Source organism: Mycobacterium parascrofulaceum ATCC BAA-614, assembly GCF_000164135.1.
Lineage (GTDB): Bacteria > Actinomycetota > Actinomycetes > Mycobacteriales > Mycobacteriaceae > Mycobacterium > Mycobacterium parascrofulaceum.
The window spans coordinates 472159-497690 of record NZ_GG770554.1 but is presented as its reverse complement, the minus strand read 5'-3'; the positions used below and the strand labels follow the sequence as shown (position 1 = coordinate 497690).

The 25532-nt window shown below is 70.4% G+C and carries 20 protein-coding genes; 10 read left to right on the top strand and 10 right to left on the bottom strand.

Features of this window, described 5'->3' with window-relative positions; genetic code table 11:
• The 5 genes from HMPREF0591_RS12420 to HMPREF0591_RS12400 all read left to right on the top strand — a co-directional run.
• Positions 1–285: PE/PPE C-terminal domain-containing protein (locus HMPREF0591_RS12420; protein ID WP_007168907.1), on the top strand; the 285-nt coding region annotated here is incomplete at its 5' end.
• 58 nt (positions 286–343) lie between these two features.
• On the top strand, positions 344–916 hold the full coding sequence (locus HMPREF0591_RS12415; protein WP_007168906.1) for a dTDP-4-dehydrorhamnose 3,5-epimerase family protein: 573 nt from the start codon (positions 344–346) through the stop codon (positions 914–916).
• A gap of 65 nt (positions 917–981) precedes the next feature.
• Positions 982–2487 carry a sugar transferase gene (locus tag HMPREF0591_RS12410; RefSeq protein WP_167310148.1) on the top strand — a complete coding sequence of 502 codons (1506 nt, stop codon included), beginning with the start codon at positions 982–984 and terminating at the stop codon, positions 2485–2487.
• A 6-nt stretch (positions 2488–2493) separates the two neighbouring features.
• On the top strand, positions 2494–3957 hold the full coding sequence (locus HMPREF0591_RS12405) for an oligosaccharide flippase family protein (protein ID WP_007168904.1): 1464 nt from the start codon (positions 2494–2496) through the stop codon (positions 3955–3957).
• The gene (locus HMPREF0591_RS12400; protein WP_007168903.1) at positions 3954–5882 is read left to right on the top strand and encodes a glycosyltransferase; all 1929 of its coding nucleotides are present in this window, start codon (positions 3954–3956) and stop codon (positions 5880–5882) included. Before HMPREF0591_RS12405 ends, HMPREF0591_RS12400 begins: the two co-directional genes overlap by 4 nt.
• Positions 5883–5916: 34 nt before the next feature.
• On the opposite strand, the gene HMPREF0591_RS12395 is transcribed toward HMPREF0591_RS12400, so the two are convergent.
• Complete coding sequence (locus HMPREF0591_RS12395) at positions 5917–6786, bottom strand: hypothetical protein (RefSeq protein WP_007168902.1); 870 nt, start codon at positions 6784–6786, stop codon at positions 5917–5919.
• Between the two features lie 192 nt (positions 6787–6978).
• Between HMPREF0591_RS12395 and HMPREF0591_RS12390 the strand changes: the two genes are divergently transcribed.
• The gene (locus tag HMPREF0591_RS12390) at positions 6979–7800 is read left to right on the top strand and encodes a class I SAM-dependent methyltransferase (protein ID WP_040622414.1); all 822 of its coding nucleotides are present in this window, start codon (positions 6979–6981) and stop codon (positions 7798–7800) included.
• Positions 7801–7811: 11 nt separating this feature from the next.
• Complete coding sequence (locus HMPREF0591_RS12385) at positions 7812–8855, top strand: glycosyltransferase family 4 protein (RefSeq protein ID WP_040622412.1); 1044 nt, start codon at positions 7812–7814, stop codon at positions 8853–8855.
• 5 nt (positions 8856–8860) lie between these two features.
• On the opposite strand, the gene HMPREF0591_RS12380 is transcribed toward HMPREF0591_RS12385, so the two are convergent.
• The 8 genes from HMPREF0591_RS12380 to HMPREF0591_RS12345 all read right to left on the bottom strand — a co-directional run bounded on the left by HMPREF0591_RS12380 (position 8861) and on the right by HMPREF0591_RS12345 (position 21042).
• The gene (locus HMPREF0591_RS12380) at positions 8861–10564 is read right to left on the bottom strand and encodes an FAD-dependent oxidoreductase (RefSeq protein ID WP_007168899.1); all 1704 of its coding nucleotides are present in this window, start codon (positions 10562–10564) and stop codon (positions 8861–8863) included.
• Positions 10561–11487, bottom strand: a complete 927-nt coding sequence (locus HMPREF0591_RS12375) for an aldo/keto reductase (protein WP_040622765.1) — start codon at positions 11485–11487, stop codon at positions 10561–10563. The genes HMPREF0591_RS12380 and HMPREF0591_RS12375 overlap by 4 nt, the downstream gene beginning before the upstream one ends.
• Before the next feature lie 16 nt (positions 11488–11503).
• On the bottom strand, positions 11504–12517 hold the full coding sequence (locus tag HMPREF0591_RS12370; RefSeq protein WP_007168897.1) for a glycosyltransferase family 4 protein: 1014 nt from the start codon (positions 12515–12517) through the stop codon (positions 11504–11506).
• On the bottom strand, positions 12514–13992 hold the full coding sequence (locus tag HMPREF0591_RS12365) for an O-antigen ligase family protein (RefSeq protein WP_007168896.1): 1479 nt from the start codon (positions 13990–13992) through the stop codon (positions 12514–12516). Before HMPREF0591_RS12365 ends, HMPREF0591_RS12370 begins: the two co-directional genes overlap by 4 nt.
• A complete protein-coding gene (locus HMPREF0591_RS12360) occupies positions 13989–15446 on the bottom strand; it encodes a tyrosine-protein kinase domain-containing protein (protein ID WP_007168895.1) in 1458 nt (485 codons plus the stop codon). Before HMPREF0591_RS12360 ends, HMPREF0591_RS12365 begins: the two co-directional genes overlap by 4 nt.
• Positions 15447–15613: 167 nt before the next feature.
• Entirely contained in the window at positions 15614–17290 is a 1677-nt protein-coding gene (locus tag HMPREF0591_RS12355) for a hypothetical protein (protein ID WP_007168894.1), read from the bottom strand.
• A 10-nt stretch (positions 17291–17300) separates the two neighbouring features.
• Positions 17301–19163 (bottom strand): putative bifunctional diguanylate cyclase/phosphodiesterase, encoded by a 1863-nt coding sequence (locus HMPREF0591_RS12350; protein WP_040622759.1) that lies wholly within the window; start codon positions 19161–19163, stop codon positions 17301–17303.
• Positions 19164–19374: 211 nt separating this feature from the next.
• Positions 19375–21042: a hypothetical protein gene (locus HMPREF0591_RS12345; RefSeq protein ID WP_007168892.1), complete on the bottom strand. Its 1668-nt coding sequence runs from the start codon at positions 21040–21042 to the stop codon at positions 19375–19377.
• 264 nt (positions 21043–21306) lie between these two features.
• Here HMPREF0591_RS12345 and HMPREF0591_RS12340 point away from each other — a divergent pair, with 264 nt between their 5' ends.
• From HMPREF0591_RS12340 to HMPREF0591_RS12330, 3 genes are read left to right on the top strand one after another with little or no spacing between them, the layout of a single operon-like run.
• Complete coding sequence (locus HMPREF0591_RS12340; protein ID WP_007168891.1) at positions 21307–22488, top strand: NAD(P)/FAD-dependent oxidoreductase; 1182 nt, start codon at positions 21307–21309, stop codon at positions 22486–22488.
• Positions 22485–23396 (top strand): RNA polymerase sigma-70 factor, encoded by a 912-nt coding sequence (locus tag HMPREF0591_RS12335; RefSeq protein WP_007168890.1) that lies wholly within the window; start codon positions 22485–22487, stop codon positions 23394–23396. The genes HMPREF0591_RS12340 and HMPREF0591_RS12335 overlap by 4 nt, the downstream gene beginning before the upstream one ends.
• A 28-nt stretch (positions 23397–23424) precedes the next feature.
• Complete coding sequence (locus HMPREF0591_RS12330; RefSeq protein WP_007168889.1) at positions 23425–24675, top strand: aminodeoxychorismate synthase component I; 1251 nt, start codon at positions 23425–23427, stop codon at positions 24673–24675.
• A 3-nt stretch (positions 24676–24678) separates the two neighbouring features.
• Here HMPREF0591_RS12330 and rsmI read toward each other — a convergent pair whose 3' ends face one another.
• Positions 24679–25512: a 16S rRNA (cytidine(1402)-2'-O)-methyltransferase gene (gene rsmI / locus HMPREF0591_RS12325; RefSeq protein WP_007168888.1), complete on the bottom strand. Its 834-nt coding sequence runs from the start codon at positions 25510–25512 to the stop codon at positions 24679–24681.
• Positions 25513–25532: the final 20 nt, after the last annotated feature.

Sequence of the window (25532 nt, the reverse complement as noted above, 5' to 3'; positions counted from 1 at the left end):
GGCGCGGGCGCGCTCGGCTCGCTCGGCTCGGGCGTCGTCGGCAGCCTGGGCAGCGCGGCCTCCCTCGGCCCGCTGGCGGTGCCGGCCAGCTGGACCAGCGTGATCCCGGCGGCGCACAGCGCGGCGTCCGCGTTGCCCACCATCAGCCTGGCCGGCGCCAACACGCCGCCCAGCATCATGGGCTCGCTGCCCCGTCTGGCCGCCGCGTCGGGTAAGAACCTCGGACCCCGCTACGGGGTCATCCCGACCGTGATGACGCGCCCGCCGTCGGGCGGATACGCGTAGGCCGGCACATGAACCCACACGAATCCATGGGCGCGCCCGGCGCGGAAAGGAGCGGTACGTGAAGTACACGCCCACCCAGGTCGCCGGCGTGACGATCATCGACCTCGAACCGCAATGCGACCATCGCGGCTTCTCTTCCCGATCCTTCTGCGCCGACGAATTTGCCAGTCGCGGGCTGGCTTTCGACGTCACCCAGACGAACATCTTCTTCAACTACACCCGGGGCACGGTGCGGGGCCTGCACCACCGGGTGCCGCCATACGCCCAAACCCAGCTGGTCCGCTGCACCCGCGGAGCCATCGCCGCCGTGGCCGTGGACATCCGTCCCGGCTCGCAGACCTACGGCGACCACGCGATGGTGGAGTTGAGCGCGGACAACTACCGGGCGCTGTTCCTGCCACCGTTCGTCGCGCACGGCTTCCAGACCCTGGTCGACAACACCGAAGTCAGCTACCAGGTCAGCGGCGCATCCGCGCCTTCCGACGAGCAGGGATTCCACTGGAACGACCCGGAATTCGGCATCGTGTGGCCGCTGCCGGTCACGGTGATCTCCGAGCAGGACGCCAGTTGGCCCTCGCGAACGCCGAGCTTCACGCCGATCGAGAGGGCAACGTCATGTCTAACCCGTTGACCACCCGGCAATTGGTGGACGTCGTGCACGCCGAACCGGGGCCCCGGAAGCGGAAGCCGGCCGCCATGGCGTCGTTGCCGCAGCACCGGCCCGCCGCCTTGCCGGTGCCCCCCGCCCCGGCGCCTGCCCCCGCCGGAAGCGCCGGCAGGCGCTGGCAGCACCGGTATTCGCAGCACCTGCGCGTCAGTGACTCGGTGATCGTCTGCGCGTCGATCTTGCTCGCGCAGTACGTCCGGTTCGGCGAAATCTCGAACACCTCGGGTTACCCGGACGCGGTGATGACCCTGTTCTCCTTCCTGTTCGCGGCGCTGTGGCTCTCGGCGCTGGCGGTGTTTCAAACGCGCTCACCGCGGGTCATCGGCGCCGGCATCGACGAGTACCGGCGGATCGGCAGCGCGTCATTCTGGACGTTCGGAATCATCGCGATGGTGACCCTGCTGGCCAAGGTCGACCTGGCCCGCGGTTATCTCGCGATCGCCCTTCCCGTCGGGACGATGGGCCTGCTGGCCAGCCGCAGCCTGTGGCGCAAGCACATCGGCCAGCGGCGAGCGCAGGGCCAGTGCCAGACGTCGGTCCTGGCGATCGGAGACCGGCAGGCGGTTTCCCACCTCGCCCACGAGCTGGCCCGCAACCCGCTGGACGGTTACGTCGTGGTGGGCGTGTGCATCCCGGGCTACGGGCCGCCGCGGGGCAATGCCCTGACGATCGGCGGCCGCGCGGTGCCGATCCTCGGTGACGTCACCGACGCGGTGCCCGCGATTCAGCGCTGCGGCGCGGACACCGTGGCGGTCACGCAGACGGATCACTTTGGGATGCATGGGATCCGCGAGCTGATGTGGCAGTTGGAGACGATGGACGTCGACGTCGTCGTGTCGCCGGGGGTGATGGACGTCGCGGAGGCCCGCCTTACCCTGCGACCGACCGCGGGCATGCCCCTGCTGCACGTGGAGAAGCCGCAATACGAAGGCACGCAACGCTTTCAGAAGCAGGTTTTCGATTTCCTGTTCTCCCTGGCAGCCCTCATCGGCACGGCGCCCATCCTGATCGCGGCCGCCGTCGCCGTCAAACTCACCAGCAAGGGTCCGGTGTTCTACCCGTCCGAACGGATCGGCATCGACGGCAAGCCGTTTCGGATGCTGAAGTTCCGGACCATGGTCGACGGTGCCGACGCCCAGATCGACCATCTGCTGGCGCTGAACGAGGGCGCCGGCGGCGTGCTGTTCAAGATGCGCGAAGACCCGCGGGTCACTCCCGTCGGCAAGATCCTGCGCAGGTTCAGCATCGACGAGCTCCCACAGTTCATCAACGTCCTCAAGGGCGACATGAGCGTGGTGGGGCCGCGACCCCCGTTGCGCCGGGAGGTCGAAACCTACGACGGCGACGTCAAGCGGCGACTGCTGGTGAAACCGGGCGTCAGCGGGCTGTGGCAGGTGAGCGGCCGATCGGACCTCTCGTGGGAAGAGTCGGTGCGGTTGGACCTGTCCTACGTCGACAACTGGTCGATGTCGGGCGATCTCATGATCATCGCCAAGACGATTAAGGCCGTTCTCACCAGTCACGGCGCATACTAGGGAGTCATGACCGAGCCGACGACGCCCGAGGCGGTCGTCCCGTCGGTGCCGCTCTCCCGGATGGCTCACGCCTTCTCGATCCAACTGATCTGCCGCGCACTGGGAATGCTGGCCTCGGTGGTGTCGGTCGCGATGACCGCGCGCTACCTGGGTCCGGGGCGCTACGGCCAACTGTCCATCGCGGTGCTGTTCATCGCCATGTGGACCAGCCTCGCCGATCTCGGGATCGCCACCGTGATCGTGCGCCGCGTGACCTCCGGCCAGGGCGACCTCGAGCGCCTGGTGCGCGTGAACAGCGGCATGGCGCTGATCTACTGCGTTCCGCTCGCGCTGTTGGCGGCCGGGTCGGGCTTGCTCGTCTATCGCGACACCGACGTGCGGGTGATGCTCGTGGTGCTGTCGGGCGCGCTGCTGATGCAGACCATGACGACGCGCTTCGAGCCGGTGTTCCTTGCCACCGTGCGGTTCTCCGCGGTGGCCATCTCCGACGTCGCCGGGCGGCTGGGCGCGCTGGGCATGGTCGCCTTCCTGGTCGCCACGCGGGCGGGCGTCATCTGGTTCGCTGTCGCCCAACTCATCCCGCCCGCCCTGCAGTTGCTGATCCAGGGCGCCGCGGCGATGCGACAGATCTCGGTGCGACCGGTCTTCGCGCCACGCGAGGCCGCCGACCTGTTGCGGGAAAGCCTGCCGCTGATGGGGTTTCTGGTCGTCGGGCTCCTGTACTGCCGCGCCGACGGGGTGATCCTGTCCCTGCTGAGCACGCACGCCGAGGTGGGTGTCTACGGGTTGGCCTTCACGGTCGCGTTCAACACCATCGTGGTGTCGCTGGTCTTTCTCAAGTCGACGCTGTCGACGGCCACCGAGCTCTTCGCGCGTGACGTCGCCGCCTTCGCCGGGTTCCTGCGCCGCAGCGTGGAGTTGATGTACTTCGTGGCGGTCCCGGTCGCGGTCGTCGGTGCGCTGCTGGCCGGGCCGTTGATCGGATTGTTCGGCGACCAGGCCTTCGTGGCCCGCGGGACGCCGACGCTGGCGTTGCTGTTCGTCGCGGCCGCGCTGCGCTTCGTCAGCGGCACCCTGGGCCAGGGCTTGGTCGCCAGCCATCATCAGCGCGTCCTGCTCTGGTTGACCGTTGCCACCCTGGTGCTCAACATCGCGCTCAATGTCGCCCTCGCCGGGCGCCTGGGTGCCGTCGGCCCCGGCATCGCGCTGGTGTGCACGGAGTTCTTCAACATGGTGTTCAGCAGCTGGTGGCTGCGCCGGCACTGCGGTTACCGTACGCCGGTGATGTTCTTGCTGTGGGTGCTGATCCCGACCGCGGCCAGTGTTGCGGTGACGCTGCTGTTTTGGGGTCACCACGTGGTGCTCATCCTGGCGGTGGCCGCCGTCGCCTACCTGGCCACGAGCGCGGCGGCGGGTCCGCTCCGCCGGTCGGACCTGGCCGCCCTGCGCCGGAACCAGTTGGCCGCATGAAGCGTGAGTTGGACCGGCAATATCTGAAGGGCCCGGTCGGCGAGGCGACGGCACTGCCCGCGAACCGACCGCTTGCGGTGCTGATCGTCTCCGACCGCGGCCGCGACGCGCTCGAGGCGTGCCTTGCCGGCGTCTCCGAACACCTGCCCGGGCTGCCCGTCTACGTCCACGTCCAACGTGACCATCCGGAGATCGCCGCCCGGTACCCGGGGGTCCGCTGGATCGGCGGAACGGTGAAAATGGGCTTCGCCGAGGCCTTTAACGCGCTCGCGGAACACGCCCCGAGCGACGCCGACCTGCTGCTCCTCGACGTCGGGGCGCGACCGCTGGGGCCGTTGACCCGCACCAGGGAGTTGCTGCGCCGGCCCCGCGTGGCCGCGGTCGCGCCGATGGCGCGGGACGACACCGCACCCGGCTGGGCGCCGTGGGACACCGCCACCCGCCCCCGGACGCTGCTGCGCGAGCTGGCCACGGGTACGCCGTGCGGGCGACGCGGCTCGCCGCTCGCGCGCCGCTACGCCCGCCGGCCCGCCGAATCGCGGCCCATCGACGGCGATCTGAACCCCGCCTGCCTGGCGATCAGCCGCGCGGCGTGGAACGCCATCGGTGGCCTCGACGAAGAATTCATCCGTTTCGGCGCGACGGCCGACTGGCAGGCGCGGGCCCGCGCCGCGGGCTGGCGGCTGCTACTGGCCGACGAATTGGGCGTCGACCGCACCGGGCTCGACCACCGGGACGCCACACCCGCCCGGCGCCGCCGCGAGCGCGACCTGGAGCGCGCCAACACCGCGCTGCTGCTGGAACACCAACACAGCGTGCACCATGCGGACGCCTATCTGGCCGCCACCACGCTGTTGCACCGCGGCAGGCGCGCCGGCCGGCGCACCGGCCTGCCCGCCATCGTGATCACCACCAACCGCCTGGTCTACGGTGGCGCCGAGCGGCAAAAAGCGCTGTTGGCAACGGAATTGGCGCGCCGCGGGTATCCGGTCACCATCGTCTGCGTGCAGCGGTTCGGGCCGATGGTCACCGAGATTCCGGACGGTGTGCGGGTGGTGCGCCAGCCCTGGTGGGCGCCGGTCGTCGACATCCCCGACGGACCCGCGGTGCTCATCACCGCCGACACCAACACCGAGGCTGGATTCGCCACGCTGTGGCGGGCGGCCGGTGCCGGCCGGCGCTGGTTGGTCGCTCCGCATGTCCCCCCCGAGGAGGACCGGCCCATCTACTCGCGTGCGCTGACCGCCGCCATGCGCCGGGCCGACGGGATCGTCGTGCTGGCGCAGCGACATTGGGACATGCTGATCGCCCAGCACCGGCTCCGGGGACGGCGATTCGTCGCGCCGAACGGCGTCGCCCTGGCCGGTGACCCGCCCGCCCGGGTCCGGCCCCCCGGCGCGCCGCTGCATCTGGTCATGCTTTCGCGCATCGTGGAGCACAAGAACCCGCACCTGCTGATCGAGGCGCTCGGCGGCCTTCCCGATATGCCCTGGCGCTTATCGATTTTCGGCGACGGGCCGGATCGCGAGGCGCTGCAGGCGCGGACGCCCACCGGCTTGCGCGATCGGGTGCGCTGGCGAGGCTGGTCGGCCGGCCCGGGGCCCGCGTTGGCGGACGCGGACCTGCTGTGCGTTCCGAGCCGCTCCGAGGCGTTCCCGCTGGTGATCCTCGAGGCGATGGCCCGTGCGGTTCCCGTTGCGGCGTCGTCGATTTGCGCCGTACCGGAAATGCTCGACTTCGGCAGGGCGGGATTTCTGGTCGAGCCCGTTTCGGTAGCGGGCTGGCGGGACAGCCTGGCCGGGATCCTGGCGGACCCGGACGCACTACCGTCGGTCGGTCGACGCGGCTACGAGCGAATGCGCAAGCACTACACGGTGGAGGCGATGACCGACGCGTACCTCGACGCGATCAACGCGGTGCTGTGAACACGCCACCGCGACGGCGGCTTTCGCGGCCGCCCTACCTCGCGGGGCCCCGCAGGATCCTGGCCACCGTGCGGGGGGACGTCTTGTGCTGACCGAATCCGCCGTAGAGGAAGTACCGGGGCTCCACGTAGATCTCGTCGATCTCGGTCGGCACGTCCGCGAAGTGCTCGGACAGCGCCGCGTCGACGAAGAACGCGTCCGAGCCGGAGTGGGAGTTGCAGCACACCAGGCGGTAACCGAACCGGTCGAACAGCGCGGCGTAACTGCTCAGCGACGCGCCGAAGTAGTCGTCGGATTGCCACACATGGCCGGGGTCATAAGCGATCTGGAATTTCACCGGCGGCGGGAACTTGCCGTTGTACTCGACGATGAACAGCGTGGGCCGGAAACCGTCCGACAGGAGTTTGTCCACCAGGTAGATGTCGTTGCCGTCCAGGTCGAGCGAGATCACGTCGACCCGGGTGGCGTCGATCCGCTGCAGGCAGGACCGGGTCAGCGCAAGGATGTTCTCCGCGGTGACCCACGCCTTCTCGTAGGTGAACCGCGGGTGGTCCTCGACGGTGACGGCCAGGTCCTGACCCCCGACCCAGAAGCCCTTCCAGCCCAGCGCGGCGAGGATCAGCGTGTTGTTCTCCGTGCCGTCGCCGACACCGAACTCGGCGTAAACGCCGTCGTCGAGGCGCCCGATGCGGCGCAGGATCTCCAGCGTGATCCCGTCCTCGTCGGTCGCCGAAAAGCATTTCTTGCCCGCGCGGTTGAGCGGGTTGGGATGGTTGGCCTTCAATGACTGGGAATGATCGAAAAGGACGAGATCTTTGAGTTGGTCCCGCGTGTCACTGCCGAGGATGCGCCGGATCTTCTGCCGGAGCGTTTCTTTCGGCGGCGGTGTAGCGCTTCTGGCCATTGGAGCCTCAAAATATCACGGCAACGGCCGCTCATCCCCCGTGTTGGTGAATAGCGGTGGTGCACAACGGCGGTCCGTGCCGAAATTGGGCGCCGATTGGCTTGCCCGCCGCGTCGGGCGTGCCGTAGGTTCTCCATTGTCCCGGTGTGTGCTTCAAGGGGCGCGGGACATGCTCGGGAGGATTTGATAGTCGTGCTGTGCCGCATCTGCAGTTCGGCCACCAGTCTGGCGTTCACCCATCAAGTTCTCGCCAAATACGACTGCAAATACTACTTCTGCGACAATTGCGGCGGGCTGCAGACCGAGGATCCGTATTGGCTGGACGAGGCCTACGCCAGCCCGATCGCGGCCGCGGACACCACCATGCTGTGGCGCAATCAGTATCTGGCGCGCGCGATGTCGGTGCTGCTGTACTTCCTCTTCGATCACCGCGGCCGGTTTCTCGACGCGGCCGGCGGCTATGGCGTCTTCACCCGGCTGATGCGGGACATCGGCTTCGACTACTACTGGGCCGACAAGCACTCCCCCAACCTGACCGCGCAGGGATTCGAGGCGGCCGCGGGGCCCGGACCGCCGTACACGGTCGTCACCGCCTTCGAGGTGATGGAGCATCTCACCGACCCGGTCGGGTTCGTTGCCGAGTTGCTCGAGACCACGGGCAGCGACACCATCGTCTTCACGACCGAACTCTTCGACGGCGCGCCCCCTCCTCCGGGGGAATGGATGTATTACGCGTTCGCCACCGGGCAGCACATCACCTTCTATCAGAGGTCGACGCTGGAGCTGATCGGAAAGCGATTCGGCCTGGCGTTCCACACCTCCAAGACGCGGTGGTGGCAGCTCGGGGGCATGGGGCTGCACATCTGGACGCGCGCGAAGATCAATCCGCTGTTGTGGCGGCTGCTCGCCTCGCCCCGCATCACCGGACTCCTCGAGGGCGTGCCGCGACGCGCGCTCGAGACCAGGATGTGGACGGACGCCGACGTCTTCCTGCAAGCCGGCAACGAGCCATGAAATCGCCTCGGGTGCTTTGGCTTTCACCCTGGACGCGACCGGCGGTGCGGGTGCAGGCCGAGGGGCTGCTGCGGCGCGGCGCCGACGTGTTGCTGGTGACCTCCGACCGGCACCCGGAGTCGGACGCCGCCCGCGATTACGAGTTGGTGCTCGACCCGCGGTTCAAGACGGCAGCGACTTGGCCGCCCACCTGGAAAGCCTGGCGCCGCATCCGCCGATACCGGCCTGACGTCGTGATCGCCGAGATCGTCCGCGATCCGCGCTGGATCGCGCTGGCCGGCCGGGTTCCCCGCATCCAGGTGGTGCACGACGACCGGCCGCACGACCCCGGCGAACGGGTGCCCCCCTATGAACGCGCGGTGTTCGACCGTTGGGGCGCCCGCTCGGCGGCCACGATCACCTACAGCCGGTACGTCGCGGCGGCCGTCGCGACGCGCCGCGACGTGGCCGGCACACCCGTGCATGTCGTGCCGCTGGCCAGTGACATTGACCCGCAACGGGTTCCACCGTTCGTCGGGCCCGACGGGCGCCACGACTTCGTCATGTTCGGTCGGCTCAACCCGTACAAGAACGTCGACGTCGTCCTCGAGGCGTGGCGGCGCCACATCGTGGGCGGCGGCTGGCGCGGCGACAACCTGGTGCTCATCGGCGACGGGCCGCTCGACGCGACCGCCCTGCCCAAACACACGCGCTGGCGCACCGGCAGCTACCGCTACGCCGACGTCATCCCGACGTTGGCCGCGGCGAAAGGCTCGATCTCCCACTACCGGCGGGCGTCACAAAGCGGCGTGCAGGTGCTCTCGATGCAGCTGGGGGTCATGCCGATCGTGTCCACCGCGGGCGGCCTGCCCGAATACCAGCCACCGGGCTGCCCCCCGATCGGTGTCGACGACGTCGCCGGGCTCGCCGCCACCTTCGACCTGCTGGCCGACCCGTCCGTCGCGGCGCAGCGCGGCGCCGAGGCCGCACGCCACTACGCGCAGCACTGCGATGTCGACATCGTCGCGCAGCGCTTCCTGGAAGTGATCGCCGAGGTGCTGGCCGGCCGGCGTTGATCCGGTCACGCGATCCTGGGATCGCCCCGGCCGCATGGTGTTCGGGCCTTCGTGAGGCGTTCGGCGAGCCGGACGCCGAGCGCGATGCCCACCAGCGTCGGGTTGGCCTGGCTCGACGTCGGCAGCACGGACGTGCTGGCGACGTACAACGCCCGCACGCCATGGACCTGTAGGTTCGCGTCCACGACACCGCCGTCCGGCGTGTGCGACATGCGCGTCGTCCCGGCCTGGTGGTAGCCCGCGTGGCCGGCCAGGAACTCGCGTACCGCGCCCTCGACGTCGTCGGTCAGCCATTCCACGCTGCCCGCGCCGTGGCGGCGGAGGTGCTCGTCGATCGCGACGATGGCCGTGCGCACGCTGCCGTAGTCGGCTTCGGAGAAGTGGATATGGGTGCGGATCCGGCGCATGCCCAGGGCGTCGCGGTCGTCGGCGAGCTCCACCCGGCTTTCCCAGTGCGGGAGGTGCTCGCCGTGGTAGTGCAGCAGGTACCGATTGTCGGCGCTGCGCACGAAAAAGCCCGGCGCCTTGCGGCCCCTGCGGAGGAACCGGGCATAGGAGAAGGTGAGCGCGAACCGCAGCGACGGAAACAGGTCCCGCACGATGTTGCGCAGGTGCGCAAGGATTTGCGGCCGGCCATCCGTCTGGGTGTGCTTCACCCGGATCGCCTCGGCGAGCAGGAAGCGGCCGACCGGGGAGATCAGCGTCAGGTACACGCCGGAGAGGATCCCGCTGCCGTGGCGCGGGTCGCTGATCGGCGGATTGACCAGCCACACAGCGGCATTCGGCATCTCCGCCGCGCGCTGCAGCCGCGGGTCGAAGGTGAATCGTCGCCGCACGTAGACCCCGTCGTCATCACGCTCATAGCCGTAGATGACCCGATCGGTGCCGAACCGCACCCGCGCGACCCGGCCCTCGACGTGGGACATGTACCAGCGCCCGAGGTGACCGCCCGCGTTTCCCAGGCCCCCCGGGTGGTGGCGGTCGGACGCGAGCAGCAGGCGGGTCGCCTCCAAACCTCCGGCCGCGACCACGTAGTCGGCCGCGACCACGCTGCCCTCGCGGCCGTCGAGTGTCTTGACGACGAGGTGGTCGACGGCGTCGCCGGCGGGCGTCGTCACGATTTCGGTGCAGGTGAGGCCGGTCCACAGGGTGAGCGAGGGGGCGTCGCGCAGCGCGGTCCGATACTCGCTCCCGAAGCGCGTCGGCAGGGCCCAGCGCTCGAGATCGGTTGTGCGCACGCCACCGTCGGGGAGTCCGGCGACCAGCTGTCGGTGCGCGAGCTCCGGGATGTCGCCGGCGTTGAACGCCGACCGCCCGCACGCCGCCCATGCGCAGGCCCGTTGCAGGTACGGCTCGACGTCCGCGTACCCGATCGGCCAGGGTGCCTGCGCGGTGAGCGGCCGGTCCTCGAAGTCGATCGGATCGAAGGGGACGCAGCGGCCGCCCCAGAGCGCGGTGGTCCCGCCCACCTGCCGGCGGACCATCAGGTCGCCGCTCGCATGGAGATCGTCGTCCTGCTGGCAGCCGAGCGTCGACAGCTGTTGGGCCGCGGGGTCTTTGCGCTGCGATCCGCTTTCGATCAGCGCCACCCGGACACCGGACCGGGCGAGTTCGAGCGCCGTCGCGATGCCGATCGCGCCGGCCCCGACGACCACGACGTCGGTCCGGATCGTCGTGCTGGGGGCGAAGTCCCGCGGCCCGCGGATCACGTGGCGGCACCCCCGCGCAGCTCCGCCGCCAGGGCCAGGAACCGGGCCAGGGTCTCCGGGTCGGGTGGTGCCGAAACGGCGGCGGCGGCTTCGGCGACCCGTCGCGGGTCGGTGCTGCTGTAAAGGATTGCGCGGCAACCGGTTGCGGCGGTGGACGCCGAGAGGATCAGCCTGGGTAGGAACCCGGGCGCGAGCGGATCACTCTGCAGTGCCTCGCGCCAGCGATCCGCCAAGCCCGCGTCCGCCCGCAACGCCGCGGTGAGCGTGGCGCAGGGCCGTTGCAGCACGCCGAACGCGAGGTCCGCGGGGCGCGGGGCCGGGTTGAGCAGGTCGGCGCGCACCTGGCTCACGCCCTCGGGTGCGAACGCCGCGGCGAAATCCACGTCGAGCCCCTCGTCCTGCGATACGCCCCAGGCGCGAATCTTGCCCTGCCGGCGGGCGCTTTCGAAGAATTGGCGCAGTTCACCGCTCGCCACGGTGTCCCCCGGGCGCGGGCCGTGCACCAACAGGATGTCGACGTAGTCGACGCCCAGCGCCGCGAGGCTCTCGTCGAGGCTGCGGGCCGCACCTGCCGCGTCGTACACGCGCGCGGCCTCGGGTGCCGCCTGCCGGCGCTTGACGGTGCGCCGCAACGCCGGCGCCCTGCGCAGCAGGGCCCGCGCCGGAGCCTGAAACCGGCCGAGGCGCCGGGCCACGCCGCCGACGTCGATGCCGAATTTGGTTGCGACGGTGACGGTGTCGCGCGGGACGGTCCGCAGGAACGCGCCCAGCTCCGCCTCCGCCATGCCGAGGCCGTACATGCGTGCGGTGTCGAAGTGCGTGATGCCGTTGTCCACGGCCGCACCCAGCACGGCCATCCGTTCCCGGCGGGACGGCGACTGCATCAGGCCGCCGCATCCGAAGCCGACCGCGCTCACCCGCAGCCGCGGTCCCGCGAGCTCAATGCGCTCCAACACTGCAGCCCTCGTAGATCCGGCGCAGCTCGGCGTCGATGACACGTGGGCTCCGCGTCGCCGCGATGTGTTCCTGACCCCGCCGCCCGTCGCGCTCGGCAAGGTCGGCGTCGCGCAGGTAGCGCCCGATCGCCGCGGCCAGCGCGGGCGCGTCGCCGACGGGGACGAGCATGCCGGGGTCCGAAGCGATCTCGGCCGTGCCCCCGACGGGGGTCGCCACGAACGGTCGCCCGCCGGCGAGGGCCTCGGTCAGGATCATCGGCATTCCCTCGGCGAACGAAGGCAGCGTCACCACCCGGACCGAGCGCAGCAGGTCACGGACCGCGTCCGGATGGACCGGCGGCTCGACGGTCATGCGCTCCGTCGGCGGCGGGGTGTAGTCGTCAACGACACCGACTATGCGGCAACGGCCTTCGATGCCCTCGGCGAGGAGCAGCCGCCACGCCGCGACGAGCGTGTCGACACCCTTGCGGCGACCGATGGTGCCCGCGAACAGCACGACCGGCGGTGTCGAGCCGGCTCCCGGCGCGTCCCGATCGATGGCGACCGGGTTGGCCACCACCGACACCGGCACCGCCGGCGCAACCCACTTCACGGCGGCGCGGGCCTCCTCCGACAGGACGATGATGTGGTCCGCCCGCGTCAGGATGGCCCCCACGAATCGGGGGTGCGATCGGGAGAATTTGGGAAAGTCGGAGCCGTGGATCGTGACGACGACCCGGAAGCCGCGCGCCCTCGCGAATCGGATCAGCGGCCCTTCCCGCAACCAGGCGCCGCCGTTCGACATGTGGAAGTGCACGATGTTCGTGCGCGGGGCGCGGGCCAGCGCCGCCGCCGCGCGCGCCGTGAGCCATAGGTTCTTGGCGTGGTGCCGCCCGTTCCAGGTCGACAGGACGCGGACCTCGTCGGCGCCGATGCGGTTGTCGCGGATGACCCGGATGACCGTCTGCGTCCCGCCGAAGCTGTACATGTCGGGCCCGACGTGAATGACCGAGATCATCCGCCGGCCACGGCGGCCGGCGCCGGCGCACCGTCGGCGCCCGCGTGGCCCGCTTCGGAGTTCCTGCGCCGCAGGCCGGCGAAGCCCATGGCCGTTCCCAGCGCCAACCCCAACGCCAGTGCGTCCATGGGCATTTCGGGCAGCGGCCACACGGCGGAGATCGCCAGCAGACCGGCGCAGACCGCGGCGCTGATCTTCGCGGGCGCCGTGGCGCAGCGCAGCGCCCCGACGATCGGTGTCAGCGCGATCCACGCGAACGCCGCCATGCCCACCGCCCCCGCCTTGGCCAGCCACCATTGGTAGAACAGGTGAGAGTAGGTGGGGCCCAGCGTCCAGGCGAAGGCCTTCGGATCGTTGCCGGAGGGCAGCTGGTAGGCGTAGCCCAGGCCGTGGCCGAACACCGGTGCCTGCGCGATCGCGGCGTTGAGTCGGGCGACTTCCCGCAGCCTGTCCAGGGTCGATTCGTCGGTCTCGAGCGCGCTCACCGAGACCCCGCCGAACACCCGCTGGTTGAAGGCGGTGAACTGATCGCTGAGCCACGATCCCGCTTCCGAATGCTGCAGCAGGAACAGCGATGTCGGCAGGATCAGCGCGGCCACGCCCGCGCTGACCGCAGCGACCATGGCCGAACGGCGCAGCGCGCGCCAGCCGAAGTTGGCGAAGAAGGCGACCGTCGCGCCCACGGCCACGGCGATCAGGGTGTTGCGGGAGAAGGCCAGCAGCGAAATGACCAACGCGGGCGGCCCGAACGCGAGATACGTCGCGGGCCGGACCCGTCCGATGATCGACGCGGCGACCAGTGCGGTCAGCGCGGCGGTGGCCGGCGTCTGGGTGGACAGCACGATCCGCAGGGCCTGACCGGCGCCCGTCGCCCCTTCCAGGCTCTCGGCCCGGCCGGCCAGCCGGATGGCATGCAACGAGCTGAAAATCGCCATGCCCGCCGAAAACCAGAGCGTCACGACCATCACGCGCATGCAGAACTTCAGGTAGCCGCCGTACACGATCAGCAACGCGAGCACGAACCCGACGACCATCTCGATCAAGGTCGTCGCCTCGTGCAGGATCATCGTCGCGTCGTGCCCCATCTGGAACCCGACGACGGTGAAGTACAGGACGGTGAGCGCGAACATCGCCGGCAGCCAGAAGTCCTTCGACCGCGGTCTCACGACCGGGATCAGGTAACAGATCGCCAGCACCGCGACCACCTGGTACGCGTAGATCGCCACCGGCCCAATCACTTTGCCGACGTGCAGACCTGCGGGGAGCGCGGCGAACGCCAGGAACAGCGTCACTCCCGCCAGCCCCTCGCGCTTCACCCAGTAGACAACCAGGCAGAAGGTCGCGGCGATCAGCAACGCCCCCTCGGTGGTCCGCCGCACCGCCAGCACGCCAAAGACGAAGCAGCCGAACAGGAATACCGCGAGCAGGACACCGTCGACCGCCAGGCGGGGGCGACCGGGCAGGTAGGGAATCACGCCGGCCCGCTGACCTTTGCCCGGTAGGTCTTGGCGGCGGCCCTGATGTGCAGCGACGGCCGGGCGTCGGTCAGCACGGTGCCGACGACGTCAGCGCCGGCCGAGCGCAGCGCGGTCAGCGCGTCGTTGAGCTCGTCGACGGTGGTCCGGCGGGCCCGCACCACCAGCACGGTGGCCGACACCGCGCCGGCCAGCAGGCCGCTGTCGGCCGTTGCCAGCACCGGCGGCCCGTCCACCACGATCCGGTCGAAACGCGACGACAGGTCCAGCATCACCCTGTCGATCACCTCGGGCAGAAACGCGCTGCAGGGCGGGGTTTCGCGCCGCGCGGACCGCGACGCGAGGACGAACAGCTTGGCGATGGGGGTGGGCTTCACGGCCTCCGCGGCGATGTCGGGGTTGGCCAGCGCGTTGGCCAGTCCCTCTCCCGACTCGACCCGCAGCAGGCCGGCGATCACGTGCCGGCGCGTATCGCCTTCGACCAGGAGGACGTCCTCACCGATTTCGGCCAGCGCCAGCGACAGGTTCAGCGCCGTGGTCGTGGTGCCCTCCCCGCCGAAGGGCGCCGTCACCAGCACCCGGCGCGCCTCGGGGCCCACCGCCCTGAGCAGCCGGGCGCGCAAGCCCCGCACGGCGTCGTCGAGCGCGGAGTCGACGCCGAACCTCGGGGTGTTGCCGCGCCTGCCGGGTAGCTCGGCCAGCGTGGGCAGGCCCGAAAGCTGTTCCAGCTTCTCCCGGGAGCGCACCGTGCGGTCGTTGGCCTCGCGGGCCACCGCCACCGCGATGGCCAGCAGGATCCCGGCGATGAAGCCCATCGCCATGTTCCGCACGGGCACCGGAGTCACGGCGTGATCGGGCACCCGGGGCGCCTCCACCACCCTCGCCCTGGCCACCGGCATGGGCTTGGCCGTCGGCTGGCCGGGCGTCTCCGAGGGTTGGGGCCCGGGCGGATTCGGCTCGCCGGTGTCGGGCCGTACCCCGGGCGTCACCGGCACGGGCCGGCCGTTCGGGGCCGTCGTCGCGCCGAGGGTCGGCACCAGCGCGGCGAACTGATCGGCCATCGCGCCCGCCAGCGCCGCGGCGCGGTTCGGGTCGGTGTCCTTGACCGAGATCGTGAAAAGCTGGGATTTGGCGGTGTATTTCACCTGCGTCTGGGTCACCAGCGCGTCGGCGCTCATCGGGACCTGCAGCTGATTGACCGCGCGCTCCGCCACCGTCCGGCCGCCGGCGATCTGCGCGTAGGACGACAACCGTTCCTGCGCGGTCAGCGTGCCGTTGTACAACTCGGTGAGGTCGGTGGCACCGGGGAAGGAGATGAGGATGGTCGCCGACGACTGGTAATGCTTGGTCTGCAATGCCGTGACCGCCGCGGCACCGATCGTGCACGCCAGCAACGCCCCCAGGGCCAGTTTCCAATGCGTGAGCAGAGTCCGGACAAAGGTGCGGAAATCCATCCACTAACCTCTCTGGGCCGGCGCCATGCGAATGGCGCCGAATTGATTTGCTTTGCACCCGCCGCGCAAAGCTCGGTGCAGCACATTATGCAGCATCTCCATGCAGCACAGGCGCGATCGCAATGAGTTGTCAGACGCCCGATCGAAGCGTTTGCTGGCGCGCGCGATCATTGGCCGGGTGCGGTGGTCAGCGCGTCGCGCGGGATGTCGAGCGTGGCCAGCGGGTACCCCCCGGAATCGTCGCGGCCGGAGCGGGCCAGCCGCATGGGGGGATAGTCCACCACGTGCGAGGCGGCCGGCTTGTGCTGCTGCCACTCGACGCGAGCGCGCAGCGTGTAGTGCCCCGGCGCCAGTCCCGTCAGGTCGACGGTCACCGATTCGGTGAACGACGCCGGGGCCGGCTGGTTACCGGAGCTGTCGGGGGACGGCACCAGTTTGTCGAGGGCCACGGCCGTCGGCAAGGTCCGGACCACCGCGCCCGAGAAATCCACCAGTTGGTAGCTGGGCACCCACTTCTCGATCGCGCCCGCGGCGCCGTAGTTGCTCCAGACCACCGATAGCGTCGCCACGCGATCCCGTAACGATTGCGACCCCGGCCGCGCTTCCACCGAGTAGCGGTAGCCGGCCGCGACGTTGGCCTGCGCCCACAGCAGGTACAGGGCCGGCTCCATCGGGGTGGTCGAATCCACGGCCGGGAAATTGAAACTCGACGTCATCGACACGTGATACTTCACGACGTCGCGCAGGCCCTTCTCGTAGTAGGACCGCGGGCTGGTCCCCTCGGGCAGCTGGCACCATTCGGTGATCACCAACGCCGAGGCCAGCCGCTCTTTCAGCTGGCCGACCAGCGGGTCTTTGGTGTGCACGTAGTACGAGCCGTCCGATTCCGCCCAGACGGGCAGCGGCGCGTAGACGCCGAGACAGTCCGAACGGATGCCCACCGGCGCGGACAGCTTCTTGGTGACGTCGTCGGCGAGCATCTCGCGCACGATTTCCGGGTTCAGCGCGGTGGTGACCAGCCGGGTGTGCGGAAAGGCGCTCACGTTCGCCGCGACAAGCTGCCCGATGGCCGCCTTGGTGATGCTCTGATCGCGAAACTGACTGTAGTAACCCAGCTTTGCGATGCTCTGCTCGGGTGCGGGGCCCGGCGCGCCCAGCGTGTCCCGGAGATAGGCGATGTGGTTCTCGCTGAAGTCCCCGTAGCCGGAGAACTCGAAAACGCTGAGCCGTTCGTCGCCGTCGTAGCGGCGGCCCAGCGCGGCGAGGAGCTGTCCGAACGCGTTCAGGTAGGCGGGGTCGTTCCAGTTCGGCACCACGTGCGCCACCCCGGGCGTCCACCAGTATCGTTGCGGCCCCGTGTAGCTGGTGGACGCGAAGCGCATCCAGTCGGGAATCGCGATGTTCGTGTTGTTCGCATAGGTGGTATCGCAGCAGGAGTTGTAGGCGAACACGCGAAGCGTGAGCCGCATGTTGCGGCCGGCCAGCCCGGCCAGCGCGTCATCGATGACGCTGAAGTCGAATTTGCGGTCGTCGGGGGCGTCGGGGGGCAGGGTCTTCGGGTCGGTGGGCTGCAGTTGCCGCCACGACACGCGCAAGCTGGCGTCGTAGGAGCCCGGCCACGCCGGGTACCGCCGCTGGGCCGGATTGCCTTGCGGGAAGAGTGGCATCATCAGGTCTTCGTATTGGCCGCGCAGCGGATTCGCCATCTCCTGCACGTTCGGCGGTATGGCGGGGCCGGCCATGAGGGACAACGGATCGGGGTCGTCGTGGCCCCCGCATCCGCTCACCACCAACGCCGCGCACGCGACGATCACCGCCACGCCTTTGCCGAATGTCCGGGCCATCGGTGCGATGCTAGACGGAGCCCGTCGGCAGCGCCTTGCGGTCGGCCAAAAACGGCATCGGCAGCCAGCGCGTGGACAGCAGGGCTTCCATGGCATCCGCGGGGACGGGGCGCGACAACAGGAAGCCCTGCGCCCTGCGACACCCGTGTTGGATCAAAATCATTGCGGCGTCGGGCGTTTCGACGCCTTCGGCAACGACTTCCAGACCGAAGGCCTCGGCCAGCCCGATGATCGCGCGCACGATCGCCAAATCACCGGCGTCGTTGCCCAGGTCGCGGACGAACCCGGTGTCGATCTTGAGCATGTCGACCGGCAGGGATTTCAGATGCGACAACACCGCATACCCGGTGCCGAAGTCGTCGATGGCCAGCTGAACGCCGACTTCCTTGAGCTCCGCCAAGGTCTTTCGGGTGGTGTCGATGTCGTGCACCACCGCGCGCTCGGTGATCTCCAGGCACACCGAGCCGGCGTCGATGCCGAACTCCTCGATGGTGCCGGCGACGTCCCGCACGAACCCTCGGGTGATGAGCTGGATGGGCGACACGTTGATCCGCATGACGGCTCCGCGCCCGACGCCGTGGGCCTGCCAGCGGCTGAAATCGGCGCACGCGCTGCGCATCACCCACCGGCCCAACTCCATCGCCAGGTTGGTCGATTCGGCGATGCCGATGAACGAGTCCGGCAGCAGCAGGCCCCAGACCGGGTGTCGCCAGCGCACCAACGCCTCGGCGCCCACGATGGCGCCGGTCGACAGGTCGACCTCGGGCAGGTAGTGCAACATCAGGGCGTCGCTGTCGATGTCGCCTTGCAGGTGCAGTTCGATGTCGTTGCGGAAGGCGCGTTTGAGGGACATGTCGTCGGTGGACACCGCGATCTGGTTGCCGCCCGCCCGTTTAGCCGTCAGCGCCGCCTCGTCGGCGTGACGGAGCAGGTCGGTGCAGTTGTCCCGGCCCGGGACACCCACCGCCAGCCCGATGCTGACGGTGCGGCTGATCACGTGGCCGCCGATGGCCAGCCGCTCGCACAGCATCGCGGAGAGGCGGCGGGCGAGCGACTCCGCCGCGTCCGGCGCCATCGACTGGTCGGGAACGACGACGAACTCGTCACCGCCCAGTCGGGCGATCGTGCTGTTGGGGGCGCAGATCCGGATGCGTTGTGCGAAGACCCGGATGAACCAGTCGCCGGCGGTGTGGCCGAGGTAGTCGTTGATGGGCTTGAGCCGGTCGAGGTCGAGGTACATCACGGCGACGGGACCGGGGCGGCCCGCCGCGAGCCGTTCGGTCAGGTGCGCGACCAGGGCGCGGCGGTTGTAAAGGCCGGTCAGATCGTCGTGCTCGGCCAGGTAGCGCAGCTTCTCCTCGGCCGCGATGCGGGCCTGCACCTGCGCGAACAGCGCGGCGACCGCCTCGAGCGTGTTGATCTCGTCTTGCTCCCACTTGCGGGCGCCGAACTTGACGAAGCCGAGCAGCCCGGTGGTGGTCTCGCCCGACACCAGCGGTGCGGCGGCCACCGAAGGGGAGGCGGCCACCTTGGTCGCGCCCGCCCGGCGCCGGAAAAAGCGTTTGGACTGCGCGGGCCGGATCACCACGGGTTTCCGGCCGTGCCCGCACTGCGCGAGGACCGACTCGGCGATGTCCAGTTGGGCGAACGCGTTCGGATCCGGGTCGGCGGCGTCCGTCCGCGCCGGCCACTCGGCGACCAACGCGGAAGCGCGGGTGTGCGGGTCGAGGTACCGCAAGAAGCTGGCGTCCACGTCGAACTGCTCGACGAGTTGCGCCAGCACCTTCTCGCTGACCAGGCCGGCCGAGGCCGCCGTCGCCTCCATCAGCTGCGTCGCAACGGAGGTGACGACCAGGTCCAGGCTGCGCGGCACGGTCTCCTCCGACATGGGCGTCCGTCCCACCCCGACGGTCAGCGCGGGGACGGTTGGCCGCTCGGGCGACGGTCTGGATGGCGAATCGCGGGTTCATTCGGACCCGGGCAGGTCACGGTGGCTATGGCCAGCAAAACGTATCACGCACGACCCGTCCGATCAGGGCGAACGAACAACATCCGGCGCCCGCCGGGACCGCCCCATCGGGGCGTCACTGACCGGTGGCCGACGCCGCGTCGCTCGCGATGTCGAGGGTGGCTATCGGATAGAGTCCGGAGCCGTCGCGCCCGTCGCGGGCCAGCGCCATCGGCGCGTAGTTCACCACGTGGGAGGCGCCCGGCTTGTGCTGCTGCCAGTCCACCGACGCGCGCAGCGTGTAGTGCCCGGGCGCCAGGCCCGTCACGTCCACGTGCACCGACTCGGTGGACGACTCCGGCACCGCCTCCTCGCGCGACGGGCTGGAGTCGTCGTGCACCAGCGTCTTGAGATTGACCGTCGCCGGGATGGTCCGGACCACCGCGCCCGAGAAGTCGACGAGCTTGTAGCCCGGCGCCCAGTGCTCGGTGGCCGCCGCGGAACCGTAGTTGGTCCAGACGACGGAGATGGAAGCCACCTTGCCCTGGATGGACTGGGATCCCGGCTTGGCCTCCACCGAATACCGGTAGCCGGCGGAGGTGTTCGCCTTGGCCCAGACGAGGTACAGCTTGGGGTCCATCGCCGACGTCGAGTCCCGGTCGGGGAAGTTGGCGCTCGACGTCATCGAGACGTGATACCTCACGACGTCGTGCAGGGCCTTCTCGTAGTACGACCGCGGGTCCGTCCCGTGCGGCATCCGGCACCACTGACTGATCACCAGCGCCGAGGTGAACCGCTGCTTGATCGTATTGACGACGGCGTCGTTGAACCGCACGTAGTGCGAGTCGCCGGACTCGGCCCATTCCGGCATGGGCGACTGCACGCCAAGGCAATCCGCCCGGATGCCGACCGGCGCGGGCAGCTTCTTCGTCACGTCGTCGGCGAACAATTCGCGGACGATTTCCGGGTTGTCGGCGGTGACCACCAATTGCGTGTGGCCGAACGCGGCGACGTTGGCGGCGACCAGCTGCCCGATCGACCCTTTGGTGATGCTCTGATCGCGGAACTGGCTGTAGTACCCCAATTTCGAGACGCTGTCGTCCGGCGTGGGCCCCGGCGCGCCGAGCGCGTCGCGCACGTAGGCGAGGCTGGTCTTGCCGGAATCGCCGTAGCCGGAGAACTCGAACACACTGAGGCGCTCGTCGCCGTCGTAGCGGCGGCCCAGCGCGGCGAGCAGCTGCCCGAAGGCGTTCAGGTACGCGGGGTCGTTCCAGTTCGGCACCACCTGCGCGACGCCGGGAGCCGAAGCGTTCGGCGCCGCGGGATAGCTGGTGGCCGCGGGCCGGGCCCAGTCCGGAATCGCGATGTTGGTGTTGTCCGGGTAGGAATCGCCGCAACAGGACTTGTACGCGTACACGCCGAGCACCAGCCGCATGTTCCGGCTCCCGACCTTCGTCAACGCGTCGTCGATCGCGCTGAAGTCGAACTTGCGGTCGTCGGGGGCGTCGGGGGGCAGCGTGCGCGGGTCGACGGGCTGCAACTGCCGCCACGAGACCCGCAGGCTGGCGTCATAGGACGCGGGCCAGGCGGCGTACCGCTGTTGTGCGGGATTGCCTTGCGGGAAAAGGGGGTTCAAGCCCTCCTCGTATTGGCCGCGCAGCGGGTTCCCGATCTCCTGAGCGGTGGGCGGGATGGCCGGACTGACCATCGCGGACAGCGGCCCGGGGTCGCTCTTGCCGCCGCACCCACTCAGCACGAGCGCCGCGCACAAGACAGCGGCCAGCGCGCTCTTCCTCGTCTTCACGGTTGCTTCTCCCAACACACACCGATGAACACTGAAGTGGCCCCATACTGCCTGGGTTGTCCGGTGCGTGGATGCGACGCGGGGCAGATCACGAATTTGCGTAGCGCAGCCTAGCACGCACGGCGCGGCGGTCCCCCGGCTCGACGACGTGCGCGCACCGGCCGGCGCCCGCCGTGAGACGCGTCACAATGTGGGCGGGCCTGTCACGCCCGACGAGCCTGCGGTGTCTCGAGGGCATCAGGCCCGTGAGAACAGGAGACAGCAATGACCGAGGTGGCCGCCCAGAAAACTCATGTCGTCGTGGTCGGAGGCGGATACGCCGGAACCCTGGCCGCCAACCACCTACGGCAGCGTCCGGACATCGACATCACCCTGGTGAACCCGCGCCCCGTGTTCGTCGAGCGAATCCGGCTGCACCAGCTGATCGCCGACACCGGCGCCGCGACCGCCGACTACGCGACGTTGCTCGGCGACGGGATCCGGTTGGTCGTCGACGCCGTCGACCGCATCGAGGCCACCGCCCGGCGCGTCCTGCTGTCCTCGGGCGCCGAGCTCGACTACGACTACCTGATCTACGCGGTCGGGAGCACCGGCGCCACACCGCCGGCCGTGCCCGGATTCGCCGACTTCGCGTACGCGGTGGCCGACCTGGAAAGCGCGCAGCGGTTGCGCTATGCGCTCGCCGACCTGCCGCTGGCCGCGCCCGTCACGGTCGTCGGCGGCGGGTTGACCGGCATCGAAACCGCCGCGGAGCTGGCCGAACGGGGCCGTGAGGTGACGCTGGTGTGCGGCGCGGGGCTGGGCCCGTCGCTGAGCAGGCGGGGCCGGCGCTCGGTCGCCCGGCGACTGCGCGGCTCCGGCGTCAACGTGCTGGAGTCCGCGACGGTGACCGAGGTGCGCTGGGACGCGGTGGTGCTGGGCGACGGCGCCGTGCTGCCGAGTGCGGCGACCATCTGGACGGCCGGATTCGCCGTGCCGGATCTCGCCGCGCGGAGCGGCCTGAGCACGGACGCGCTGGGCCGGCTGCTCACCGACGAGACGCTGACCAGCGTCGACAATCCCTACATCGTCGCGGCGGGTGACGCGGCCGCGCCGTCGGGTCAGCCGCTGCGGATGAGCTGCCAGGCCGCCGGACCGTTGGGGGCGCAGGCCGCCAACACCGTGCTCAGCCGCATCGCCGGGGCCGCCCCGGCCGTGCTGAACCAGGCCTTCGTCGGCCAATGCATCAGCCTGGGCCGCACCTACGGCACGGTGCAGTTGGCGCGCACCGACGACACCCCGGTGAACCTGGCGCTGGGCGGCCGGACCGCCGCGTCCATCAAGGAGGCCATCTGCAAGGGCACGCTGTGGGCGATCCGGCGCGAGGCCGCCAAGCCCGGCTCCTACCGCTGGCTCAAGGGCGGCAGGAGGCCCGCGCAGGCGCCGGCCGCGGTCGCGCTGCGATGACGCGCGCGCCCGCCGGCAGCGAGCACGCCGAACGGTTCACGGTGCTGCGGCCACTGCTGTTCACCATCGCCTACGAGATGCTCGGCTCGGCCACCGAGGCCGACGACGTGCTGCAGGACAGCTACCTGCGGTGGGCGGCGGTGGACCTGTCGACGGTGCGCGACACCAAGTCATACCTGGCCCAGCTGGTGACCCGGCAGGCGCTCAACGCGCTGCGCGCCGGCGCGCGCCGGCGCGAGGAGTACGTGGGGCCGTGGCTGCCCGAGCCGCTGCTCCTCGACGAGCACGACGCCTCGACGGACGTGGTTCTGGCCGAATCGATCTCGATGGCGATGCTGGTCCTGCTGGAGACGCTGAGCCCCGACGAGCGGGCGGTGTTCGTGTTGCGCGAAGTCTTCGGCTTCGACTACGGCGAAATCGCCGAGGCGGTCGGAAAACCGGCGCCGACCGTGCGGCAGGTGGCCCACCGGGCGCGCGAACACGTGCGGGCGCGGCGCAAGAGGTTCGGCGCGATAGATCCGGAGCGCAACGCGCGGCTCACCGCCCAGTTCCTCGAGACGGCCGCCGGCGGAGACGTGGCGACGCTGATGACGATGCTCGCGCCCGACGCGACCTGGACGGCCGACAGCGGCGGCAAGGTGTCCGCGGCCCGCCGGCCGGTGGTGGGCGCCGAGCGGGTGGCCCGGGCCATCGTCGGCCTGATCCGCAAGGCGTCGGAGCTCGCCGAGTTCCGCGTCGACGTGGTGACCTGCAACGGCGCCCCGGCCGTGCTGCTCTATCTCGCCGATCAGCTCGAGGGGGTGATCACGCTCGAGATCGCCGACGACAAGATCGCCAACTTCTACGTGACGCGCAACCCGGACAAGCTGGTGGCCTTGGCGACCTCGCGCGACGTCAGCCGGGGCTAGCCGACCGCCCTTCTGTCAAGCTAGGGCGGTGCGTATCGACCGGCTCGGCGACCTCGGCGCCGCACCCGCGGTGCTGCGTGCCGTGGGCGACGCCACGGCACGCCTCGGGCTGCCGCCGCCGGCCGCGCTGACCGGCGACTGGTTCGGCGCGCTGGCGGTGATCGCCCCGAGCGTGGCGGCGCAGCCGGTCGATCCCGGCGCCGCCTTCGCGGTGCCGCTGGGCGCGCAACCGGCCGACTCGCCGGCGGTGGGCGGCGGCTGGATCGGTTACCTGTCCTATCCCGATCCCGGCGCCGACGGCCGGCCCAACCGGATCCCGGAAGCCGCGGGCGGGTGGACGGACTGCGTCCTGCGGCGCGACCGGGACGGCCGGTGGTGGTACGAAAGCCTGTCCGGCGCGCCGATGCCGGACTGGCTGGCCGCCGCGCTGGCCACGGCGCCGCCGGCGCGCGACTGCCGCATCGACTGGGGCACCGCCGACCGGGCGGCTCACCGGGCGGGGGTGCTGAACTGCCTCGAGGCCATCCGCGCGGGGGAGGTCTACCAGGCGTGCGTCTGCACGCACTTCACCGGGGCGGTCACCGGTGCCCCGCTGGATTTCTTCGCCGACGGCATCGCCCGCACCTCCCCGGCGCGCGCGGCCTACCTCGCCGGGCCGTGGGGCGCGGTGGCGTCGCTGTCCCCCGAACTGTTCCTGCGGCGGCGCGGCGCGCTGGTGACGTCCAGCCCGATCAAGGGCACCCTGCCCCTGGACGCGTGGCCGTCGGCGTTGCGGGCATCGGCGAAAGAGGTGGCCGAGAACATCATGATCGTCGACCTGGTGCGCAACGACCTCGGCCGGGTGGCGATCGTCGGCACCGTCACCGTGCCCGAGCTACTGGTGGTGCGGCGCGCCCCGGGCGTGTGGCACCTGGTGTCCACCGTGTCGGCGCGGGTTCGCACCGAACTGCCGACGTCGGCGTTGCTGGACGCCGCCTTCCCGCCCGCGTCCGTCACCGGGACACCCAAACACCGCGCCCGCCAACTGCTTTCGCAGTGGGAGCCGCATCGTCGCGGAATATATTGCGGGACAATCGGTCTGGCTTCCCCGGTGGCGGGATGCGAACTGAACGTCGCGATCCGCACGGTCGAGTTCGACGCCGCGGGCGGCGCCGTGCTGGGTGTCGGCGGAGGGATCACGGCCGATTCCGATCCCGACGCCGAATGGGCCGAATGCCTGCACAAGGCGTCTCCCATCGTCGGACAGCCACGCATCGCGGCCGCGTTCTCGGCGCGCTGAGGGTCAGCGGCGCGACCGCAGCACCGCGTCGTAGAGCTGACGCGACCGCACCCCCGGATTCGCGCCGGCCACCTCGCCGCAGGCGTCCTTGACGCGCGCACCCTCGGCGACCAGCTCCTCGACCCGCGCCACCAGCGACGGCAGGTCCGCGCGCGGCGTCGCGCCGGCCAGCACGACGGTGATCTCGCCGAGCACCCCGTCGTCCGCCCACGCCGCCAGCTCGTCCAGCGACCCGCGCACCACCTCCTCGTGGACCTTGGTCAGTTCCCGGCAGACGGCCGCGCGGCGGGCGCCGCCGAGCTGGTCGACGGCGTCGTGCAGGCAGGCGGCCAACCGGCGCGGCGACTCGAAGAACACGCAGGTGCGCCGCTCGTCGGCCAGCGAATCCAGCCAGGCCCGCCGCGCCGCCTTCTTGCGCGGGGCGAAACCCTCGAAGCAGAACTTTTCCGCCGGCAGGCCGGACACCGCCAGCGCGGTCATCACCGCCGACGGGCCGGGAAGGCAGGTCAGCGGGAGGCCGGCCGCCACGCAGGCCGCGACCAGCCGGTAGCCGGGGTCGCTGATCAGGGGCATCCCGGCGTCGCTGACCACCAGCACCGTCGCGCCGGCCTCCAGCGCGGTGATCAGCGGGTCGACCCGGGCCGCCTCCACCCGGTCGAACAGGCTGATCACCCGGCCGGTGATCGCCACGTCCAGCGCTTTCGACAGAGTCCGCACCCGCCGGGTGTCCTCGGCCGCCACCACGTCGGCGTGGGCGAGGGCGTCGATCAGGCGGGGCGAGGCGTCTGACGGCTGGCCCAGGGGGGTCGCGCCCAGCAACAGGCGGCCAGTGGTCATGACGCACAGCCTACGATCGA

Bases quoted from the DNA above. Each gene is read 5' to 3' on its own strand.
- HMPREF0591_RS12410 (WP_167310148.1), top strand. From the start codon at position 982: ATGGCGTCGTTGCCGCAGCACCGGCCCGCCGCCTTGCCGGTGCCCCCC.
- HMPREF0591_RS12405 (WP_007168904.1), top strand. From the start codon at position 2,494: ATGACCGAGCCGACGACGCCCGAGGCGGTCGTCCCGTCGGTGCCGCTC.
- HMPREF0591_RS12400 (WP_007168903.1), top strand. From the start codon at position 3,954: ATGAAGCGTGAGTTGGACCGGCAATATCTGAAGGGCCCGGTCGGCGAG.
- HMPREF0591_RS12395 (WP_007168902.1), bottom strand. From the start codon at position 6,786: ATGGCCAGAAGCGCTACACCGCCGCCGAAAGAAACGCTCCGGCAGAAG.
- HMPREF0591_RS12370 (WP_007168897.1), bottom strand. From the start codon at position 12,517: ATGATCTCGGTCATTCACGTCGGGCCCGACATGTACAGCTTCGGCGGG.
- HMPREF0591_RS12360 (WP_007168895.1), bottom strand. From the start codon at position 15,446: ATGGATTTCCGCACCTTTGTCCGGACTCTGCTCACGCATTGGAAACTG.
- HMPREF0591_RS12355 (WP_007168894.1), bottom strand. From the start codon at position 17,290: ATGGCCCGGACATTCGGCAAAGGCGTGGCGGTGATCGTCGCGTGCGCG.
- HMPREF0591_RS12340 (WP_007168891.1), top strand. From the start codon at position 21,307: ATGACCGAGGTGGCCGCCCAGAAAACTCATGTCGTCGTGGTCGGAGGC.
- HMPREF0591_RS12335 (WP_007168890.1), top strand. From the start codon at position 22,485: ATGACGCGCGCGCCCGCCGGCAGCGAGCACGCCGAACGGTTCACGGTG.
- rsmI (WP_007168888.1), bottom strand. From the start codon at position 25,512: ATGACCACTGGCCGCCTGTTGCTGGGCGCGACCCCCCTGGGCCAGCCG.